Source organism: uncultured Polaribacter sp., from assembly GCF_947500975.1.
Taxonomy (GTDB): Bacteria; Bacteroidota; Bacteroidia; order Flavobacteriales; family Flavobacteriaceae; genus Polaribacter.
The window spans coordinates 110,915-124,601 of the sequence record NZ_CANMUE010000007.1 but is presented as its reverse complement, the minus strand read 5'-3'; the positions used below and the strand labels follow the sequence as shown (position 1 = coordinate 124,601).

Annotated in this window: 15 protein-coding genes; 10 read left to right on the top strand and 5 right to left on the bottom strand. The window is 27.2% G+C overall.

The window, feature by feature from the left end; genetic code table 11:
• Positions 1-139: 139 nt before the first annotated feature.
• Together Q0733_RS09325 and Q0733_RS09320 are read right to left on the bottom strand one after the other, a co-directional pair.
• Entirely contained in the window at positions 140-544 is a 405-nt protein-coding gene (locus Q0733_RS09325) for a hypothetical protein (protein WP_298781714.1), read from the bottom strand.
• Positions 544-3,087, bottom strand: coding sequence for a T9SS type A sorting domain-containing protein (locus tag Q0733_RS09320; protein ID WP_298781711.1), 2,544 nt, complete (start codon positions 3,085-3,087; stop codon positions 544-546). The genes Q0733_RS09325 and Q0733_RS09320 overlap by 1 nt, the downstream gene beginning before the upstream one ends.
• A gap of 59 nt (positions 3,088-3,146) precedes the next feature.
• Between Q0733_RS09320 and Q0733_RS09315 the strand changes: the two genes are divergently transcribed.
• The gene (locus Q0733_RS09315; RefSeq protein WP_298781709.1) at positions 3,147-3,572 is read left to right on the top strand and encodes a thiol-disulfide oxidoreductase DCC family protein; all 426 of its coding nucleotides are present in this window, start codon (positions 3,147-3,149) and stop codon (positions 3,570-3,572) included.
• Between the two features lie 58 nt (positions 3,573-3,630).
• Positions 3,631-4,287, top strand: a complete 657-nt coding sequence (locus tag Q0733_RS09310) for an HAD family phosphatase (RefSeq protein ID WP_298781706.1) — start codon at positions 3,631-3,633, stop codon at positions 4,285-4,287.
• Positions 4,288-4,312: 25 nt separating this feature from the next.
• Here Q0733_RS09310 and Q0733_RS09305 read toward each other — a convergent pair whose 3' ends face one another.
• The gene (locus tag Q0733_RS09305; RefSeq protein WP_298781703.1) at positions 4,313-4,609 is read right to left on the bottom strand and encodes a DUF721 domain-containing protein; all 297 of its coding nucleotides are present in this window, start codon (positions 4,607-4,609) and stop codon (positions 4,313-4,315) included.
• The gene (locus Q0733_RS09300; protein WP_298781701.1) at positions 4,609-5,688 is read right to left on the bottom strand and encodes a DNA replication/repair protein RecF; all 1,080 of its coding nucleotides are present in this window, start codon (positions 5,686-5,688) and stop codon (positions 4,609-4,611) included. Before Q0733_RS09300 ends, Q0733_RS09305 begins: the two co-directional genes overlap by 1 nt.
• A 113-nt stretch (positions 5,689-5,801) precedes the next feature.
• On the opposite strand from Q0733_RS09300, the gene Q0733_RS09295 reads away from it, so the two are divergent.
• The 8 genes from Q0733_RS09295 (at position 5,802) to Q0733_RS09260 (ending at position 13,167) form a co-directional block, all read left to right on the top strand.
• On the top strand, positions 5,802-6,566 hold the full coding sequence (locus Q0733_RS09295; protein WP_298781699.1) for a tetratricopeptide repeat protein: 765 nt from the start codon (positions 5,802-5,804) through the stop codon (positions 6,564-6,566).
• Between the two features lie 66 nt (positions 6,567-6,632).
• The gene (gene ribH, locus Q0733_RS09290; protein WP_298781696.1) at positions 6,633-7,139 is read left to right on the top strand and encodes a 6,7-dimethyl-8-ribityllumazine synthase; all 507 of its coding nucleotides are present in this window, start codon (positions 6,633-6,635) and stop codon (positions 7,137-7,139) included.
• Between the two features lie 144 nt (positions 7,140-7,283).
• Positions 7,284-7,559, top strand: coding sequence for a riboflavin synthase subunit beta (locus tag Q0733_RS09285; RefSeq protein ID WP_298781693.1), 276 nt, complete (start codon positions 7,284-7,286; stop codon positions 7,557-7,559).
• Positions 7,559-9,376: a DNA mismatch repair endonuclease MutL gene (gene mutL, locus Q0733_RS09280; RefSeq protein ID WP_298781691.1), complete on the top strand. Its 1,818-nt coding sequence runs from the start codon at positions 7,559-7,561 to the stop codon at positions 9,374-9,376. The genes Q0733_RS09285 and mutL overlap by 1 nt, the downstream gene beginning before the upstream one ends.
• A gap of 2 nt (positions 9,377-9,378) precedes the next feature.
• Complete coding sequence (locus Q0733_RS09275; RefSeq protein ID WP_298781690.1) at positions 9,379-10,110, top strand: rhomboid family intramembrane serine protease; 732 nt, start codon at positions 9,379-9,381, stop codon at positions 10,108-10,110.
• A complete protein-coding gene (locus tag Q0733_RS09270; RefSeq protein WP_298781688.1) occupies positions 10,110-10,964 on the top strand; it encodes a rhomboid family intramembrane serine protease in 855 nt (284 codons plus the stop codon). Before Q0733_RS09275 ends, Q0733_RS09270 begins: the two co-directional genes overlap by 1 nt.
• A 121-nt stretch (positions 10,965-11,085) precedes the next feature.
• Entirely contained in the window at positions 11,086-11,991 is a 906-nt protein-coding gene (locus tag Q0733_RS09265) for an endonuclease/exonuclease/phosphatase family protein (RefSeq protein ID WP_298781685.1), read from the top strand.
• Between the two features lie 33 nt (positions 11,992-12,024).
• Positions 12,025-13,167, top strand: coding sequence for a geranylgeranyl reductase family protein (locus Q0733_RS09260; protein ID WP_298781682.1), 1,143 nt, complete (start codon positions 12,025-12,027; stop codon positions 13,165-13,167).
• A 3-nt stretch (positions 13,168-13,170) separates the two neighbouring features.
• Here Q0733_RS09260 and Q0733_RS09255 read toward each other — a convergent pair whose 3' ends face one another.
• Entirely contained in the window at positions 13,171-13,683 is a 513-nt protein-coding gene (locus tag Q0733_RS09255; RefSeq protein WP_298781679.1) for a PaaI family thioesterase, read from the bottom strand.
• Positions 13,684-13,687: the final 4 nt, after the last annotated feature.

Below are 13,687 nucleotides of genomic sequence, written 5' to 3'. Positions count from 1 at the left end.
ATTTTAAAACTTAAATACTAATATAAGACGCTTCAAATAAAATAATGTTACAAGGTTTTTATAAAATTTTTAAATATTTATAAAATCAAAAAATATATAAAAAAATTATGCTTTTAAGCATCGTTTAAAAAGCTAAATCTTATTTATTTATATGTTTAATTTCATCACTTATTATAGTGGTTTTTTTTTGAAGTTTTTTTCCATTAATAATATAATCAAATATTAAAAACTCATTTTTAGAAAAATTTCCTAAAGTATAAGTTTTAAATTTAAAAATATACGTACCTTTTGGAAAAGGGTTCATCATTTGAAAGGAAGATTCTCCTTTTTCGTTCTTATAAAAATACTCTAACTTTTCAGGGTTATTTTCTAATGATATATTTTTCACAATAAATTCCTTATCTGAGGTTATTTTAAAAGAATAATTAATATAATCTTTCCCTTGCTTTATACCTTTTTTAAAATACTTTTTTTGAGCATTATCAATTCTAATTGATTTACATCCTAAAAATCCTAACATCATTAATAGAAACATATACCTCATTAGTTATTTCCTTTTAAGAACTTAGTTGTAAAAACCTCACTATCATTAAATACTTTAATTATATATACGTTTTTTGCTAAATTAGAAACATTAATCTTATTACTTAAAGGCACATCTCCTTCTTTTACAATACCACCAACAACATTGTAAATCAGATATTTATAATTATTATTTTTAATAGATATATTTAATTCATCATTAATAGTAGGATTTGGATAAACTGATAAAATATTTTCTTTTACTAAGTTGTCAGCATTAGATAATGTTGCATTTGCTATGTTTACTTCCCATAAACCCCTTCCAAAAGTTGCAGCTACTAGTTTATCATTTGTATAATGAATTTCAATATCTGAAACAATTACATTGGGTAAACCTGCTCCTAATTTTTCCCAATTTACTCCTTCATTAGTTGTAAAATAAACCCCTAATTCAGTTGCAACAAAAAGATACTCTGAAGGTTGACCTTGTTTTAATAATACTTCTTTCATTACAATGTTTGGTAAATCGCCTGAAATATTATTATAATTTACACCTCCATCAATAGATTTAAAAACTTTACTTCCGCTTGTATAACCAGAAACTGTTACATAAATAATATCATTATTTATTGCACTAAAATCTACAGAGTTTACTGTTCCTGCTGGAGATGTTTTTGCTATCCAACTTGTACCGCTATTTGTAGAAAACTTTATACCATTATCACCAGCTACTAATACTGAATTACCATGAGTTGCAATACTATTTACTTTACCAACACCCGAATTTAAATTTAAAACAGACAAACCAGAGTTATCGGTAATTTTATATACTTCATCTCCTCCAGCAAATAAGATATTTGGATTGGTTTTATGCATTTCCAATGGAAACTCAAATTCTACACCAGAAATATCAACAGATTCTCCATTACCATTTAATTCACCTTCAAAACCTGTGCTTGTTTGAATAATATTTCCGTTTTGATTTCCTGCATAACGAATATCCGGATTGTTATAATTAACTGCAGATTGTATTCCATCGCCTTGCGCAACAGAAAACCAAGTTCCATTTCTTTTACTAAAAGCATCATTATCTTGATTTGCAATTATATAAGACCCGTCATCAGCATTTGGATTAATAGCTACGGTATAAGATTGATTTACAATTACTTTTTCAGATTTATAAGTTATAGTTGGCTTTTGATTTGTTGCATTTGTTCCATAATCTATATAACTTAAACCACCATCATTTACAGTCCAAAATTCATTTGTACCATCTAACGTACCTAAACCATGATGATCTGAATGAACATATAAACCATCCGACTCATTATCTTCCCAATAACCATTTAAAGATTTATACCAAGAGGCTCCATTATTAGTAGATGAAACTCCATCTACACTTCCAGAAATTATAAGGTTGTTTTTAACTACTAATGCTTGATTGTATCCACCTTGAGGGTTATAATCTGTCGTTGAAGTTCCATGATTTGCAAAAACTTGTGTAGTAGTATTGAATTTTTTTATTTGTCCAGTTAAATTTTGAACGTAAAACTCACCATCTTCTCCAACAGTTACAGCATGCTTATTACTATTATTACTTTCTATAACAGCAATCCAATTACCAGTATTAAAATCATTTGTATAAAAAACGTCAAAATCTCCAGCATACATTGCTTTTGTTCCATTTACTGCTACTCTTCCAAAACCAGCTTCATATCCTGGATCAAAATTATCTGTCCATGTTGTACCTCCATTAGTTGTAATTTTTATTACACTTTTAGTTCCAACAAGCACCTTATTTGCATCAGCAACAATTAAACTACCAAGTATTTCATCTTGATTTACTGTAAATGATAAACCGGTAGAATTAAATGTTTCTCCACCATCTGTAGATTTTAAAACTCCAATAGAGTTTACATATTTACCATAATAATCTCCAGTAGAAACATAAATTGGTTTTGTTGTATAATTTTCAAAAGTAGCATCAGAAGTTGTTTTAATATCTGTAACTCCAATTCCAGAAACTGTTTCTAATTTAGGTAGCCAAGTTGTTCCCCCATCAATAGATTTCCAAATTCCACCACTTGGGGCTCCAACAAATAATATATCTAAAGCTCTGTTAGTTGGGTGCTTTATTCTTAAAAAACAGTTTAATCTTCCCATTTGTGGAGGGTTAGAATAACCATTTTCATCTGGTAAATCTTGTGGACCTATATTTACCCAGTTTTCAGTAGATTTTTTTTGTGATAATTTTGTTACAGCAATTTTACCTTTTTCATTTAAAATACCCGCATTAAAATAGCCTAAATTTGAAGTTGGAAATTGACCAGATGCATCTACTCTATCTTTCCAAAATGAAGCCCACCTATAAAATTGTTTAATTTCCTTTTTATCTGATAATTTGCTTAAATCATAGGTTTTAATTTCTGCTCGCTTTTTATTTAAAATATCAAAATAATTAGAATTACTTTTTTGAGATTCAGATTTATAATCTAATTTTTCTTTAGTCTGAGAAAAAGATATACTTATAAATAGTAATAATAAAATTGTAATTTTTGATTTCATAGGGAAGCATTTAATTTTAATTAAGCATAAATATAATTATTTTCTATAATTTAGCTATAATGAATTTTATAAAAGATTTAAATAAACCTAAAAAAATTATTTTATTTGATGGGATTTGTAACTTGTGTAACAATTCTGTTTTAAAAGTAATTAACAATGACAAACAAAATACTTTTATGTTCGCTTCCTTACAGTCTAAAGTTGGTCAGGAAATTGTTAATTTTTTAAAAATTGATATTACAAAGGTAGATTCTATTATTTTATATGAACCTGGTATTTCTTATGATATAAAATCAACTGCAGCAATAAAAATTATGAATGATTTTTCTGGAATTTGGAAACTTTCTTATTTATTTTGGGTTTTTCCAGAGTCCTTTAGAAATTTTTTTTATGATTATATATCAAAAAATAGATATAAATGGTTTGGAAAAAAAGAAAGTTGTATGATTCCAACTAGCAAATTAAAATCAAAATTTTTAAACTAAATTTAATTCTCAAATACTCTTTAACTTAAAACATGAACACTATAAAAACGATAAATCAATGATGTTACCAAAAAATATAAAATGTATCATTTTTGATATGGATGGTGTTATTATTGATTCTGAAGAAATCCATAAAAAAGCATATTATGAAACTTTTGCTTCATTAGGCTTAAAAGTTTCTGCAGATTTGTACAAATCTTTCACAGGTTCTTCTACCATAAATGCATTTCAAAAATTAGTTAAACATTTTAATTTAGATGTAAACCCTAAAGATTTGGTATTAGATAAAAGAAAAAGATATGTTTCTTTTTTTGAAAATGATCCTAATTTACATTTGGTAAAAGGAGTGGAAGAAATTATAAAATACTCTTATAATAAAGGAATCACATTAGTTTTAGCTTCCTCTTCTGCAATGGTTAATATTGATAGAGTTTTTACACGCTTTAATTTACATCAATACTTTAGTGCAAAAATATCTGGCGCAGATTTAACTGCTTCAAAGCCGCATCCTGAAATTTTTAATAAAGCTGCATTTTTAGGGAAAACAGCAAAAGAAAACTGTATTATAATTGAAGATTCTGATAATGGAATTACAGCTGCAAACAAAGCTAATGTTTTTGTTTTTGGTTATAACAACCCACTTTCTGAAGGTCAAACTTTAGAAAATGCAAATGCTATTATTAATGATTTTATTGAGTTAAAATCAGTTTTATAAAATTAAAATATCTAAAAAGTAAAAATTAAACCAACATTATTTTAGAAATTAAGTCAGTCCCCATTTCCTCATTCATCATTTTAATTATTTTATCTTTTCCGTAACTTAATTCCTCTCTTAAAACTGAAGAAGTAAGCTCAATAATAAGTGTTTTATTTCGAAGTTTTACAGATCTAGTGTGTGTTGCTACACCTGGCCCCATCATGTCAACCCAAGTTTCTTCAACTTTAATTTTTTGCATTCCATTACTCAAGTTATTTTCCTTGATAAAATTTTGCATTAAATCTTGAATTGAAAAAGAATCATTTTCTCTTTTTGCCATTACAACTTAAATATTTGATAAGGTTTATTACCTTGTTTTAATATATTTTCTGTTCTATCAGAATGAGTATCAGTAATAAAAATTTGACCAAATTCATCATTATTAACCAAATCTATAATATGCGAAACTCTATTTTCATCTAACTTATCAAAAATATCATCTAACAACAAAATTGGTATTACTTTAGTTTGTTGCTTAATAAATTCAAACTGAGCTAATTTTAAAGCAATTAAATATGATTTTTGTTGCCCCTGAGAACCAAATTTTTTGATAGGATAATCTTCAATATCAAAACTCAAGTCATCTTTATGAATCCCTGAAGTTGTGTATTGCAAAACCTTATCTTTCTCTAATGATTTCTGTAATAAATCTGTTACACTAAAATCATTTAACTGGCTCTTATACTTTAGGTTAACCCTTTCGTTATCTCCAGAAATTATTTGATATTTTTTATTAAATATTGGAATAAAAACTTCTAAAAACTCTTTTCGAACCTCATAAATTTTAGTTCCAAAATCAGTTAATTGCTCGTCATAAATTTTTAAATTTAAGGCATCAAAAGTTCTATTTGCTGCAAAATATTTTAATAAAGCATTTCTTTGAGTTAACACTTTATTGTAAGCAATTAAATTTTGTAAATAATTTTTATTTTGCTGAGAAATTACTCCATCAATAAACTTTCTTCTTACATCACTACCTTCCATAACCAAATCTCTATCACTAGGAGAAATAATTACCAAAGGAAATTGCCCAAAATGTTCAGAAAACTTTTCGTAGTTCTTACCATTTCTTTTCAATACTTTTTTTTGCCCCCTTTTTAAACTGCATACAATTTTCTCATTTCTATCATTTAAAATATAATCACCTTCCACCATAAAAAAAGCTTCACCATGTTTTATATTCTGACCTGCAACCGAATTAAAGTAACTTTTTGCAAAAGAAAGATAATAAATTGCATCTAAAACATTTGTTTTACCCACACCATTATTACCTACAAAGCAATTTATTTTCTCTTGAAAATCAAATGATTGCGATTCTATATTCTTAAAATTAACGATTGAAATTTGCTGTAAATACATCAATAAAAAATAACTTTATAAAAGAAATGCAAATTATTGAAAATTTTGCGAAATAACCGCTTTTAAAATCCAATTAAAAAAACTATTTTTGCGCCACTAATTTTTAAGCAAATATGGCAACATACAAGAAAAAATATAAACCAGAAGGTAAAAAAGAAGCAAATCAAATTGATGAATCAGAATTTGAAACAGCAGGAGTATTAAACACTTTAGATGAGACTGCTTCTAAGTCTGAACAATGGATTGAAAAAAACAGCAAACCTTTATTTTACTCTTTAGTAGGTATCGTTGTAATATTTTTAGCTTTTTTAGCTTATAACAAATATGTAGTTGAACCTAATGAGTTAGAAGCTTCTAATGAATTAGCTTTTCCAAGAAAATATTTTGATGAAGCTGCAACGGCAGGTTCTGGAATAGACTCTTTATTAAACTTAGGTTTAGAAGGAGCTGATGGTAAATATGGTTTCTTAGACATTGCTAGTTCTTATAGCGGAACCGATGCAGGAAATTTAGCAAATTATTATGCTGGTGTATCTTATTTACAGATGAAACAATATGATAAGGCAATAGAATTTTTAAGTAAATTTAATTCTGATGATGAAATGTTAGGACCTGTTGCTCTAGGAGCTATTGGTGATGCTTTTTCTGATATTAACCAAGCTGAAGATGCTTTAGAGTATTACACAAAAGCAGCAAACAAAAAGGATAATGAATTTACAACACCATTATTTTTATTTAAAGCGGGCCAAACAGCATTATCTTTAAAAGAATATAGTACGGCTGAAAAGTTATTTACACAAATTAAAACTAAATATTCAAAATCTGACCAAGGAAAAGATATTGAAAAATTTATAAATGCTGCTAAATACGCTAATTAGTATTTAGGAATTAGTGTTAGGGATTAGTAAAAAACCTAAAAACTAAAAACTTACAACTAAATAAATATGGCTACAACCAATTTATCTTATTACGATAAAGCTACAATCCCAAATGCGAAGAATTTTCGATTTGGGATTGTTGTTTCAGAATGGAATCCTGAAATCACAAAAAATTTAGAAAAAGGCGCAATTGAAACGTTACTAGATTGTGGAGCAACAAAAGATAACATTACTTCTTGGGAAGTTCCTGGAAGTTTCGAATTAGTTTTTGGTTGTAAAAAAATGATTCAATCTCAAAAAGTAGACGCAATTATTGCTATTGGAAACGTAATTCAAGGTGAAACAAAACATTTCGATTTTGTTTGTGATGGTGTTACACAAGGTATTATAGATTTAAACATGAAATACGATGTTCCTGTAATTTTCTGTGTATTAACGGATAACACAAAACAACAATCTTTAGATAGATCTGGCGGGAAATTTGGAAATAAAGGTATCGAATGTGCGGTAGCTGCAATTAAAATGGCTGCAATTAAAAACATTGATAAAACTTCTGAAAGTATCGGTTTTTAAGAAAACCCATTATAAAATTTTAAGAATACTTTTACCATCATTCTTTGATGTATTCCTTTTAATTCTGTAAATTTGAATTGATTAAAAATTGGTACAATAATTGATTTTTCTATAAATTAATATTCATCAATTATTTTTTAAATTATGGGATTTTTAAAAAGAAAAAACAAGAAATTTGAGTATCAGCCTCGTTATTACAAAGGAGAAGGAAATCCTTTTAAAATTGAACACAAATTAGATAAATTTAGAACTACAACTGGTAATAATAAGGGGTTAAAATCTAAATTTAATGAAGCTATTAACGATTTAAAAAACGTTGATAAAGGCGTAAATAAAACTATTTTATATATTATTATATTTTTAGTGCTCATCTTTTTATTTATCATTGATTTTGATTTATCAATATTCTTTACAAAATAATGTCAGATATTATTCAGCTTTTACCAGATCATGTTGCTAACCAAATTGCTGCAGGAGAAGTAGTTCAAAGACCTGCTTCTGTAGTAAAAGAATTGTTAGAAAATGCTATTGATGCTGGTGCAACCAGTATCAAATTACTTTTAAAAGATGCTGGTAAAACATTAATTCAAGTAATTGATGATGGTAAAGGCATGAGTGCAACCGATGCTAGAATGTGCTTTGAAAGACATGCTACATCAAAAATTAAAAAGGCAGAAGATTTATTTAATTTATGTACAAAAGGTTTTAGAGGCGAAGCTTTAGCATCTATTGCCGCAATTGCACATGTAGAATTAAAAACAAAAGAAGAAAACGAAGAATTAGGCTCTTCTATAAAAATTGAAGGGAGCAAAATAATTTCTCAAGATTTTGTTTCTACAGGAAAAGGGACAAGCTTAGCTGTAAAAAACTTGTTTTACAATATTCCGGCAAGAAGAAATTTTTTAAAGTCAGATACTGTAGAAACTCGTCATATTATTGATGAATTTCAAAGAGTTGCGTTAGTACATCCTACTATTGCATTTCTAATGCATCATAATAATAATGAAATTTTTCATTTAAAAAGCAGTAATTTAAGACAAAGAATCGTTGCTGTTTTTGGTGCTAAAATGAATGAAAAACTGGTGCCTATAAACGAGCAAACCGATATTTTAAATATTGAAGGTTTTGTTGCAAAGCCAGAATTTTCTAAAAGAAAAAGAGGCGAACAATTCTTTTTTGTAAATGACCGTTTTATAAAAAGTTCGTATTTAAATCATGCTGTTGTAAATGCTTTTGATGGTTTGCTAGAACAGGGTTCGCATCCCTCCTATTTTTTATATTTAAAAGTACCTACAAGTACCATAGATATTAATATTCATCCAACAAAAACAGAAATAAAGTTTGATAACGAAAAGGCTTTATATGCCATGTTAAGAGCTGCTGTAAAACATAGTTTAGGACAATACAATGTTGCTCCATTATTAGATTTTAATAGAGATTCTAACTTAGATACACCTTATAAATATCAACAAAAAGCAACAAGTGCTACTGTACCAAAAATAACAGTTGATCCTGATTTTAATCCTTTTAAAGAAGCTAGTCAGAAAGAAGTGCATCATCCTTCTTATAAAAGAGAAAAACAAACGCAAAGTTGGGAATCTTTATATACTGATGTTGCAATTACTGATGAGGAAAAACAAGGTAATTTCTTTCATCAAGAAGAAGAAACCAAAACAGGAAAATCGTTTCAAATACAAAAAAAATATTTATTAAGTTCTATAAAATCTGGTGTGGTGTTAATTAATCAATCTTTGGCGCATCAACGTATTTTGTATGAAGATTTTTTAGAAAGTATTACCGTTAAAGAAGCCAACAGTCAGCAATTATTATTTCCTGTAAAAATTTCATTTTCTTCACAAGAAATTGAAATGATTTATACTATAAAATCTGAATTAGAAAATGCAGGTTTTTCTTTTGATGAATTTACAAAAGACAGTGTTACCATCAAAGGAATTCCAACTTCTGTTACAGAAAGTAAAATTACAATCATTTTAGAAGAACTTTTAAATGATATAAATTTAGAAGTGCCAGATGCAAGTTTTAGTCATTTTGATGTAATGGCAAAATCATTTTCTAAAACATTATCTATTAAAACTGGCACACATCTATCTGAAAAAGAGCAAGAAAGCTTAGTTAATAATTTGTTTTCTTGTAAAGAACCAACAATTTCTCCTTTTGGAAAAGCTACTTTTAAAACACTTACTTTAAATGAAATTGATAATCTATTTAACCGTTAAAAATGGGTAAACTTACTGAAGCTATAAAACATCTAATTATAATAAATGCAATTGTATTTATTGCTCCGCAGCTTTTACAATTAGATTTTAGTAATATTTTGGCACTACATTTTCCTAAAAATGACCATTTTGGTTTTTGGCAGTATGTAACCCATATGTTTATGCATGGTAGTTTTCCACATATATTGTTTAATATGTATGGTTTATGGGCTTTTGGAACGCCTTTAGAGCAAATGTGGGGAAAGAAAAAATTTATCTTTTTCTATTTTTCTGCAGGTTTAGGAGCTGCTGCAATTTATACTTTAGTTAATTATTATCAGTTTAATGGTATTTATGAGCTTTTTATAAACGCTGGTTTAAATGATTCTGAAGTTCTTTCTATTTTAAATTCTGGTAGTACTAATGACGCTAGAGTTGTCAATTCAATAACGCAAGAACAGTTTAACAAAATAACATCACTATATAATACACCAGCTGTTGGAGCTTCTGGTGCAGTTTATGGTGTTTTAGTTGCTTTTGGTTTGTATTTTAAAGATGCAAAGATGGCATTGATATTTTTACCAGTTCCTATTGCTGCAAAATACTTTATTCCAATTATGATTTTAGGTGATTTATTTTTTGGAATGACAAAATATTCTGTTGGTAATATTGCTCATTTTGCACACGTTGGCGGTGCCATAATAGGGTTTATTATAGCGTGGTATTGGAAAAAAAATCAATTTAAAATACGATAATGAGTATTATAAATGACTTAAAATTACGTTATAAACAAGGTAATATAATAGAAAAAATTATTTACATTAATATTGGTGTATTTATTTTATCGCTTTTACTTCCTGTAATTTTTGGGTTATACAAAAATAATGGAGATTTTGTTTTAAAATGGTTTGCTTTAGAATATGATTTTTCGTCACTTTTATCAAAACCTTGGTCAATTATAACCTATGGTTTTTTACATGCAGATTTATTGCATATTTTATTTAACTTAATTGCGCTATATTTTATTGGTAATTTATTTCTTGAATATTTTACTCAAAAACAATTACTAAGTTTTTATTTAATTGGAACTTTCTTTGGTGGAATTCTTTTTATTTTAAGTCATAACTATTTTCCTTTGTTTGAAGGAGAATCATCAACTTTAGTTGGTGCATCGGCAGGTATTTCTGCAATATTTACTGGTATTGCAACTTATATTCCTAATTATCAATTAAAAATACGTTTTATAGGTTTTGTAAAATTATGGCACTTAGTTGCCATTTGGATTGGTTTAGATATTATAGCTTTAACTGGTAATAATGCCGGTGGCCATTTTGCACATTTAGGCGGTGCTTTGTTTGGCTTTTTATATGTGAACCAAGCAAGTAATAAAGATATTAAATTATTTGACAGTTTATTATCTATGTTTAAAAAGAAGGAAAAACCATTAAGAACAGCTTATAAGTCTCCTAAAAAGAAAACTAGTTCAAATACAAACACAAGTTTAACACAGCAACAAATAGATGCTATACTAGATAAAATTAGCAAATCTGGTTACGATACCTTAACCAAAACAGAAAAAGAGTTTTTGTTTAAACAGGGTAAAAAATAAACTTAAACATCCCCAATTGAAAAACTTAACATTTATAAATAAACTTATATATATTATCAACTCAGTTTTAGCTTTGTTGCTTTTACTGTCGTACTTACTGCAATTTATTTCGCCTAAAACAATGCCTGTTTTTGCTATTTTAAGTTTATTGGTACCTGCACTAATTATTATAAACATCATATTTGTTATTTATTGGCTAATTAATTTAAAAAAGCAATTTCTACTATCAGCAATAATTTTAACCATTGGTTTTTTTACATCTACTCAATTTTATAAACTTACTGAAAACAACTCTTCTTTTAACGATGATATAAAAGTTATGAGTTATAATGTAAGAATGTTTAACCATTGGAAATGGATTGAAGATGACAATATTGATCAAAAAATTAAAACTTTAATTGATGATAAATCTCCTGATGTTTTATTATTTCAAGAGTATTATACATTAAAAAAACAAGAATATTCTTACCCATATCAATTTATAAAAACTAAAAATAAAAAGTCGAAAATTGGTTTGGCTATTTACTCTAGATTTCCAATAGTAAATAGTGGTTCTTTAAATTTAAAAAACACTTCTAACAATATTATTTTTGCAGATATCGTTAAAAATAAAGATACTATTAGAATTTACAATTTGCATCTACAATCTTTACAATTGAATACCCAAAAAGAGAACTTTGGTCAAGAAAACTCTGAAAAATTGATTGTAAGATTAAAAGAACGATTTAAAAAACAAGCAGAACAAACGGAAGTTTTTTTAGCACATGAAACAGAATGGAAAGGCAAAAAAATTATAGCTGGAGATTTTAATAACACAGCCTATTCTTGGGTATATAATCAAATAGCAAGTAACAAAATAGACTCTTATCTTGAAGCTGGAAAAGGGTTTGGAAAAACTTTTAATTATTGGTTTCCAATGAGAATAGATTTTATTTTAACGGATGAAAATGCAATTATAAATCAACATTTAACTTTTTCAGAAAATTATTCTGACCACTACCCTATTCTAGCTAAAATAAATTGGTAAGAATTTTTATATTCGCACAAAGCTATATTTACCATGAAACATTTTACAGTTGCAATTATTGGAAGTGGCCCATCTGGAGCTTCAACCGCATTTTATTTGGGAAAACAAGGAATCTCCACTGTTATAATTGAAAAAGAAACTTTACCTAGATATAAAACTTGTGGTGGTGGTTTTGTTAACAGAGGTAAAAAAAATATGCCTTTTGATATTTCTGAAGTTGTAGAACGAGAATTTTATCAAGTAGATTCTTATTTTAATAATCACGAAAAATGTTATCATTCTATAAAAAAAGAACCAATTATTACAATGATTATGCGTGATGCTTTTGACAATTTAATTGTTAATAAAGCAAAAGAGCATGGAGTTACTTTACTAGAAAACAATAAATTATTGAATATTGATTTTTTAGATGATAAATCAATTTTAAAAACTTCTAAAGAAAATATTTCTGCCGATTTTGTTATTGCTGCTGATGGTGTTTTAAGTCCAACTGCAAAAATAGCGGGTTGGAAAACTGATACTCGAAATTTAATTCCTGCTTTAGAATATGAAGTTGAAGTACCTACTGAAGATTTTAATAGGCTTTCAAAAAATGCTCGTTTTGATATTGATGCTGTACCCAATGGTTATGCCTGGTGTTTTCCTAAAAAAAATCATTTATCATTAGGTGTTTTAACTACTAAAAAAGGGAAAATAAATTTAAAAGAATATTATAAAAAATATCTAAAAACGCTTGGTATACAAGAAGTTTTAAAAGAAGATGCGCATGGTTTTCAAATTCCTTTATCTCCAAGAACAGACGGTTTTGTAAAAAATAATGTTTTTTTAATTGGTGACGCTGCTGGTTTTGCAGAACCTATTACTGCAGAAGGAATATCTAATGCTATTTTAAGTGGAAAATATGTTGCTGAATCTATTATTGAAAGTAAATTACATGTAAAAACAGCTAAAAAAATTTACTTAGAAAAACTCGATATTAAATTATTACCAGAATTAAAATCAGGTGCTTTTTTATCTAAATTCTTTTATCATAACAACCCTGTAAGAAAATATTTACTTAATAAATATGGGCAGATTTTTAATGATATTATGGTAGATATTTTGCATGGAGATAGAGATTTCCCTACTAATGTTTCTGAAAAATTAAAAAAAATGATTAAAAAGAAATTTTTTTAAGCTTTATTTTGTTCTTCTTTTTTGTTTGTAATACTCCTTATTAGCTATATAAATGGTTTTTGAAACCTGTGCAAAAACAACACTTTTATCTTTATTTGTAATTGCAATATTTTTAATAAGGTCTATTTCATTTTTTGTAGCAACATCTTTTTTTATTTGCTCTATTTCATCCCAAGTAAAAATAAAATCTACATAGCAATTTTCTCTTGCAGGCCTTTTAAATTTGATAGTTGCAGCTTTATCCCAAACAACATAATTACTATCTAAAATATTTAATAACTGAATCATAAAAATAGGATCTGTTGCTGAAAAAAGACTACCGCCAAAAATAGACCCTACATAATTGCTATTTTTATAAGTTAATTTAATACGAACTTTTACTGAAAGTAAATCATCAGAAACCTCATAGATTCTTCCAGTAGATCTTCTATACATTGGAGATAAGTTAAAACCATATTTATAAATACTGGCTTTACTCATAAATTTTTCTAATACTTTTGATATTGTTGCGTACATTTAA

Coding starts and splice junctions, on each gene's coding strand:
- Q0733_RS09325 (WP_298781714.1), bottom strand. CDS start 544: ATGAGGTATATGTTTCTATTAATGATGTTAGGATTTTTAGGATGTAAA.
- Q0733_RS09320 (WP_298781711.1), bottom strand. CDS start 3,087: ATGAAATCAAAAATTACAATTTTATTATTACTATTTATAAGTATATCT.
- Q0733_RS09315 (WP_298781709.1), top strand. CDS start 3,147: ATGAATTTTATAAAAGATTTAAATAAACCTAAAAAAATTATTTTATTT.
- Q0733_RS09310 (WP_298781706.1), top strand. CDS start 3,631: ATGATGTTACCAAAAAATATAAAATGTATCATTTTTGATATGGATGGT.
- Q0733_RS09305 (WP_298781703.1), bottom strand. CDS start 4,609: ATGGCAAAAAGAGAAAATGATTCTTTTTCAATTCAAGATTTAATGCAA.
- Q0733_RS09300 (WP_298781701.1), bottom strand. CDS start 5,688: ATGTATTTACAGCAAATTTCAATCGTTAATTTTAAGAATATAGAATCG.
- Q0733_RS09295 (WP_298781699.1), top strand. CDS start 5,802: ATGGCAACATACAAGAAAAAATATAAACCAGAAGGTAAAAAAGAAGCA.
- ribH (WP_298781696.1), top strand. CDS start 6,633: ATGGCTACAACCAATTTATCTTATTACGATAAAGCTACAATCCCAAAT.
- Q0733_RS09285 (WP_298781693.1), top strand. CDS start 7,284: ATGGGATTTTTAAAAAGAAAAAACAAGAAATTTGAGTATCAGCCTCGT.
- mutL (WP_298781691.1), top strand. CDS start 7,559: ATGTCAGATATTATTCAGCTTTTACCAGATCATGTTGCTAACCAAATT.
- Q0733_RS09275 (WP_298781690.1), top strand. CDS start 9,379: ATGGGTAAACTTACTGAAGCTATAAAACATCTAATTATAATAAATGCA.
- Q0733_RS09270 (WP_298781688.1), top strand. CDS start 10,110: ATGAGTATTATAAATGACTTAAAATTACGTTATAAACAAGGTAATATA.
- Q0733_RS09265 (WP_298781685.1), top strand. CDS start 11,086: ATGCCTGTTTTTGCTATTTTAAGTTTATTGGTACCTGCACTAATTATT.
- Q0733_RS09260 (WP_298781682.1), top strand. CDS start 12,025: ATGAAACATTTTACAGTTGCAATTATTGGAAGTGGCCCATCTGGAGCT.
- Q0733_RS09255 (WP_298781679.1), bottom strand. CDS start 13,683: ATGTACGCAACAATATCAAAAGTATTAGAAAAATTTATGAGTAAAGCC.